The organism is Actinosynnema sp. NPDC059335 (assembly GCF_042752395.1).
Classification (GTDB): Bacteria; Actinomycetota; Actinomycetes; order Mycobacteriales; family Pseudonocardiaceae; genus Actinosynnema.
In genome coordinates, this window is record NZ_JBHYXZ010000268.1 from 1 (window position 1) to 4,764 (window position 4,764).

Sequence of the window (4,764 nt, forward strand, 5' to 3'; positions counted from 1 at the left end):
CAGGCTGCCGGCCGTCCTGGTGGCGGTCGTGCTGTGGCCGCGCGCCGCGCCGCCGGACGCCCTGCCGCCGGTCGTGGGCGCGGCGGAGCCGACGATCGAGCTGGACGAGCCGATCGACCTGGGCGACCGGGTCTCGCTCACGTGGACCGCGTCGGACGACCGGCTGTACTTCGCCGTCCGGTACTGGGCCGAGGGGGAGCCGGGGCGGACGGAGGCCGTGGGGTTCGGCAGGTCGGCGACGGTGACCGTCGATCCCGATCGCGGGTACTGCTTCCTGGTGCGGGCCACCGAGGGCGGGGACCGGGTCTTCGAGAGCCGGACCGTGCGGCTGCGCGACGCGGTCTGCCACAGGTGAGGCGGCCGGCGCGGGCCGGGACACCGGGGCGGCTCCGGTGCATCGGCCCGGCGGGTCGGTTCCGCGGGGTCGGCTCGGCAGGGGGCTGAGCGGTCGGCTCGGCGGGTCGGTCGAGCGCGTCGGCCCGGCGGGTCGGTCGAGCGGGTCGGCGCGGCGGGTTGGTCGAGCGGGTCGGCCGGGCTCAGCCGGCGGGGATCGTCTCCCCGGCCTCCCGGCGGGCGGCGTGCAGGTCGGGGAAGGGCAGCCGCACGCGGGTCGCCAGGTAGCGCGCGCCGCTGGTGCCGCCGGTGCCCGGCAGGTCGGCCAGCATCCGCCGCACCACGGCCAGGTGCCCGGCCTGCCAGTCCCGGTAGCCGAGGGCCACGGCCGACAGGCCGTCCACCACGCGGCGCAGCGGGCCGGTGGAGCGGCACGCCTCGGGCAGCGTCACGCCCGCGGCGGCGAGGGCTTCGGCCAGGGCGGTGGCCAGGGGACCCGCGGCGGGGCCGAGGCCCAGCACCCGCTCCAGCTCGGCGAACTGGCGCGACTGCGCGCCGCTGGCCGTGCCCAGGAACGGGCGGAAGCGGGCGAAGCAGGACGGCGGCAGGTGGTCGAGCACGTCCAGCTGGGCGCGCAGCACCCCGAGCAGGGCGGCGGCCCGGGTCAGGCGCTCCGCGGAGGCGTCCGGGTCGCCGCGCCGCAGGGCCTGCGCGGCGTGGTCCAGGTCGAGCAGCAGTTGCGCCAGCCACAGCTCGCTGGCCTGGTGCACCACGATGAACAGGTGCTCGGCGGAGCGGACCGCGTCCGACTCCGCGGCGGGCGACTTCGGCCGCTGGAGCGACAGCAGCGCGTCCAGGCGCAGGTAGCCCGAGTAGTCCAGGGTCATGACGTGCTCTCCACTCGGCGCCGGATCAGCCGCCGCCGGGGGCGAGCAGGCCGTGCGCGGCGAACGCCTCGTCCGCGCCCGGCACGTCGAAGACGCCCGCGGAGCGGAACACCCGCACGGTGGCGCGGCAGATGCGCGCGGCGCGCTCGTCCCCCGCGCCGGGGCCGTAGGAGTCGGTGACGACGGCACGGGCGGTGTCCTCGTCCAGGCCCGCCAGCCGCAACGCGCCGAACACCGGCTTGACGTCCAGGTCCAGGCACGCCTTGACCAGCGCCGGCAGCGCGTGCGCCACCGGTTCGCGCAGGCCGGTGTCGAGCTGGGTCCACAGGCGGTGGAAGAAGTCGGCGAAGAACCGGTGGTGGTGGCCCTCATCCTTGGCGTGGTCCCGGGTCAGGTCGCGCACCACGGTCAGCACGGTGGGGTCGTTGGGGATCTCGTTGAGCACCGCCGTCACCAGCGTCTCGAACACCACGACCTGGAGCAGCGGCACCACGGCGGGCGCGTCGGGCAGCAGCCGCGCGCCGACGTCCTCCAGCGCGTCCACGAAACCGCCGTAGTCCCACGGCGGCAGGGCGACGCCGGTCTCCCGCGCGATCTGGTCGGCCAGGTCCAGGCTGTACAGCGAGTGGTAGCCCTCGTCGCAGTACACCTTGAAGGCGTCGAGCCGCGACTGCACCGGCAGGTCCACACCGGACCGGTTGTTCGCGATCAGCTCGGCGGCCCGGTTGACGATCCGGGTCTCCAGGTGCGCCGTGGACAGCAGGAACTGGTACAGGTGGCGGATCGTGAGGTCGCGGCGGGCGCGCTCGGGCAGCGCGGCCACGGCCTCGTGCGCCAGGTGCGGGATGTGCCGGGCCGGGTAGAACACCTTGCCCTGGTCGGTCTCGTCGTGGAAGAGGCGGCGGGGACCGCCGCGCACGCCGGCGGTCTCGTACCAGGACGCGAACGGGCTGTTCATGGGGTGCTCCTCAAGGGTGCGGTGGCCCGGGCCAGGCGTTCGATGCCGGTGGTGACGAGGTCGGCGGGCACGGCGTGGCACACCCGGAACCAGCCCGGCGCGGGCGCGCCGAACGCCGAGCCGGGCAGCACGTTGACCCGGGCGTCCCGGGTCCGCCGCCACAGCCGGTCCTCGGCGGCGAACGTCGGCTCGTCCAGCCGGTCCCGCAGGTCCGCCCACAGGCTCAGCCCCGCCGTCGCGGGCACGTGCCGGATGCCGTGCGCGGCCAGCAGGGACGCCGCGTGCGCGTGGGACGCGGCCAGCCGGCGCCGGTTCTCGGCCAGCAGCGCGGCCACCCGCGCGTCGTCGGACAGCAGGGCGCACGCGAGCGCCTGGGTGTCGGTGGAGACCGTGGCGAAGTAGGCCAGCGCGCGGGCGGCGTCGCGGGTCGGCCGGGCCGGGCGCAGCACGCCCACCTTCAGGCCCGACAGGCCGAAGTCCTTGGCCAGGCCCCAGATCACGTGCACGCGGTCCGCGTGCGGGCCGAGCACCTCGGGGTCCATCACGCTCACGAACGGGTCCGGGCCGAACGCGCAGTGCGCGTGGATCTCGTCGCTGATGACGTCCAGGTCGTGCTCGGCGGCGACCCGCAGCAGGTCGCGCAGCACCGCGGCCGGGTACACCGCCCCGTGCGGGTTGGCGGGGGAGCTGAGCGCCACCGCGCGCACGGTCGCGCCCTCGCGGCGCAGTCCGCGCACGGTGCGGTCGACGACGCCGGGGTCCAGCGCGAAACCGGTGTCCGGGCTCATCGGCGCGGGGACGAGCCGGGCTCCCGAGCGGTCGGTCAGGTCGCCCGCGAACGCGGAGTAGTAGGGCGCGGGGACGACGATGACGTCACCGGGGTCGCACGTGACCGTGGCCGCGATGTCCAGCGCCGCCGTGGCGCCCGCGGTGATCACCAGGTCGTCGGGGTCCACCGGGGCGCGCCACGTCCGGCCGAGCAGCCGGGCGACGGCGGCGCGCAGCGCGGCGGCGCCGTGGGGCAGGCCGTACCGGGTGTCGGCCGGCGGTCGCGGCGCGGTCAGGAAGGGCCGGAGCACGTCCTCCAGCAACCGGTTCTCGGCGGTGCCGAGGTTGACGTGCCCCGACGGGTTGTCGACCGGGTGGAACGGGTCGGCCTCGGCCTCGAAGTGCGCGGTGGCGATGACGGGGGCGCCCGCGGCGAGCCGGGCGGCGGCACGGGAGGTCATCGGACCGCGCTCCGCTCGACCGGCGTCCCCGTCAGCAGGCCGGGGTGCGCGCCGAGGCCCAGCGAGGCGTCGATGACGGCCCCGTGCAGCAGCGCGGCGGCGGGCAGGGTCAGCCAGTGGATCAGCTCGGCCACCTCCTCGGGTCGGATCAGCCGGCCGCCGGGCAGCCGGGCCAGCAGGGCGGCGCGGCCCTCCGGGGAGAGCCCGTCGAGCGTGCTGGCGCGCAGCATCCCGGTGTCGACCGCGCCGGGGCACACCGCGAAGACGCGCACCGGCTCGTGCGCCAGCTCGGCGGCCAGGTGGCGCGTCAGGTAGGTCAGGGCGGCCTTGCTCATGCCGTCGGCGACGTGGAAGCCGGGGAACGTGGCGATGCCGCCGCCGACGCTGGCGACGTTGACCACGACGCCGTCGCCCCGGCGGAGCATGTCGGGGAGCACCTGCTGCGCCAGCCACAGCGGGCCGAGGCTGTTGACCCGGAAGAACGCGGCGGCCTGCTCGGCCTCGCCGTCCACCTGGGCCTCGACGGTCTTGGAGCCGACGGCGGCGTTGTTGACCAGCACGTCGACCGGTCCCGGCAACTCGGCCGCCAGCCGCTGGTGCGACACCCAGTCGCCCTGCTCGAAGCCGAACGCCGCGACCTCGGCCCCGGCCGCGGTGTGCTCGGCGACGATCCGCTCGGCCCGGTCGCGGCCGCTGCGGTAGGTGAACCACACGCGGTCGCCCGCGGCGGCGAACCGGGCGACCGCGGCCCGGCCGATCCCGCTGGAGCCGCCGGTCACCAGCACGGTCCGCATCATCGTTCTCCTGTCGGTGTGGTGGGCTCGGTCGCCGCGGTCCTCAGGCCCCGCCCGCGAAGGCCAGCGCGTGCACGGCGGAGCCGACCGGGTCGTCCGGGTCGCCGAGGCCGAGCGGCAGGTCGAAGTGGTTGCGGCCGGGCACCACCAGGTCGGTCACGGGCACGCCGAGCGCGGTGGCGCGGTCGACGGCCAGGCGTTGCTGCGCGTCGAAGCCGGCCGGCTCGTCCGCGCCCCTGGCCAGCACCAGGGGCGGCAGCCCGGCGTGCAGGCGCCGCGCCGGCCCGCACTCGGCCACCTCGGCCGCGGTCAGCCCGACCTCCGCGCCGACGCTGGTGTCCAGCAGCGGTTCCAGCTCGTAGAGCCCGCTCAGCAGCACCGCGCCCGCGACGGGCACGGGCGCCGGCGGCACCAGGCACATGGCCGCCAGCTGCGCGCCGACGGAGTGGCCGACGAGCACGACGCGCCGCGGATCGACGCCCAGCGCCGGGGCGTCGTCGCCCCCCATACCCCCCGGTGTCGTTTAAACAAAAACCAGACCACCCAAAACCACCATATAGAGG

Annotated in this window: 5 protein-coding genes and 1 pseudogene; 1 reads left to right on the plus strand and 5 read right to left on the minus strand. The window is 76.4% G+C overall.

The window, feature by feature from the left end; translation table 11 throughout:
• Positions 1–355: pseudogene (locus ACFXGA_RS39175) on the plus strand (serine/threonine protein kinase); the annotation flags it as partial.
• Between the two features lie 181 nt (positions 356–536).
• Here ACFXGA_RS39175 and ACFXGA_RS39180 read toward each other — a convergent pair.
• Genes ACFXGA_RS39180 through ACFXGA_RS39200 form a run of 5 tightly spaced genes read right to left on the minus strand, consistent with a single transcriptional unit; the run spans position 537 to position 4,709 of the window.
• Positions 537–1,220 (minus strand): tryptophan 2,3-dioxygenase family protein, encoded by a 684-nt coding sequence (locus tag ACFXGA_RS39180; RefSeq protein ID WP_378097946.1) that lies wholly within the window; start codon positions 1,218–1,220, stop codon positions 537–539.
• 25 nt (positions 1,221–1,245) lie between these two features.
• Positions 1,246–2,178 (minus strand): diiron oxygenase, encoded by a 933-nt coding sequence (locus tag ACFXGA_RS39185; RefSeq protein WP_378097949.1) that lies wholly within the window; start codon positions 2,176–2,178, stop codon positions 1,246–1,248.
• The gene (locus ACFXGA_RS39190) at positions 2,175–3,407 is read right to left on the minus strand and encodes an aminotransferase class I/II-fold pyridoxal phosphate-dependent enzyme (RefSeq protein ID WP_378097952.1); all 1,233 of its coding nucleotides are present in this window, start codon (positions 3,405–3,407) and stop codon (positions 2,175–2,177) included. The genes ACFXGA_RS39185 and ACFXGA_RS39190 overlap by 4 nt, the downstream gene beginning before the upstream one ends.
• Positions 3,404–4,201 carry an SDR family NAD(P)-dependent oxidoreductase gene (locus ACFXGA_RS39195; protein ID WP_378097955.1) on the minus strand — a complete coding sequence of 266 codons (798 nt, stop codon included), beginning with the start codon at positions 4,199–4,201 and terminating at the stop codon, positions 3,404–3,406. Before ACFXGA_RS39195 ends, ACFXGA_RS39190 begins: the two co-directional genes overlap by 4 nt.
• 43 nt (positions 4,202–4,244) lie before the next feature.
• Entirely contained in the window at positions 4,245–4,709 is a 465-nt protein-coding gene (locus tag ACFXGA_RS39200) for an alpha/beta hydrolase (protein ID WP_378097958.1), read from the minus strand.
• Between the last annotated feature and the right edge of the window lie 55 nt (positions 4,710–4,764).

Excerpts from the sequence above, each read along its gene's own strand:
- ACFXGA_RS39190 (WP_378097952.1), bottom strand. The coding sequence starts at position 3,407 with ATGACCTCCCGTGCCGCCGCCCGGCTCGCCGCGGGCGCCCCCGTCATC.
- ACFXGA_RS39180 (WP_378097946.1), bottom strand. The coding sequence starts at position 1,220 with ATGACCCTGGACTACTCGGGCTACCTGCGCCTGGACGCGCTGCTGTCG.
- ACFXGA_RS39195 (WP_378097955.1), bottom strand. The coding sequence starts at position 4,201 with ATGCGGACCGTGCTGGTGACCGGCGGCTCCAGCGGGATCGGCCGGGCC.
- ACFXGA_RS39200 (WP_378097958.1), bottom strand. The coding sequence starts at position 4,709 with ATGGGGGGCGACGACGCCCCGGCGCTGGGCGTCGATCCGCGGCGCGTC.
- ACFXGA_RS39185 (WP_378097949.1), bottom strand. The coding sequence starts at position 2,178 with ATGAACAGCCCGTTCGCGTCCTGGTACGAGACCGCCGGCGTGCGCGGC.